General features: G+C 59.1%; 1 protein-coding gene. It reads right to left on the bottom strand.

The genetic code is table 11. The features are described 5' to 3' along the window. Positions 1–77: 77 nt before the first annotated feature. A partial coding sequence (locus SOP95_RS31835; RefSeq protein ID WP_323609563.1) for a response regulator transcription factor occupies positions 78–411 on the bottom strand: 334 nt, incomplete at its 5' end.

The raw sequence follows: 411 nt of genomic DNA, 5'->3' as shown, positions 1-411 counted from the left end.
ACATCATCGACAGCCGGCTGAGCGCCAGCAAACTGGTGCGCAAAGCCACACAAAACGTCATCATCATCGTGTTGACGCTACTGTTCTTCAGCGCGATGACGCTGCTGTATTGACGCCGCAGCGGTTCCGGCGCCAAGCCGCGCACCTGAACCGCACCCCTCTCCTCGCGACCGCTCTACGGTTTTCAGGCCCCCTTGCCGCAGCCAGTGGTATAAATCGACGTTGCGTTTGAACCCCAGTTTTCTCATCGCTGCCTGTTTGTGGTTACTGACGGTCTTCACGCTCAACGCCAAATAACGCGCTATCGCCGTCGGCGGCATTTCCCAGGCCAGATAGCGCATCACATCCTGTTCGCGGCGGGTAATGCGCTGCCGCTCGCACCAATAACAGCGGCGCGCTTCGCTATCAGAC

The sequence above is a fragment of the Pseudomonas sp. YuFO8 genome (assembly GCF_035065025.1).
Taxonomy (GTDB): domain Bacteria; phylum Pseudomonadota; class Gammaproteobacteria; order Pseudomonadales; family Pseudomonadaceae; genus Aquipseudomonas; species Aquipseudomonas putida_AE.
This window is presented reverse-complemented; position numbering and strand designations above follow the sequence as displayed.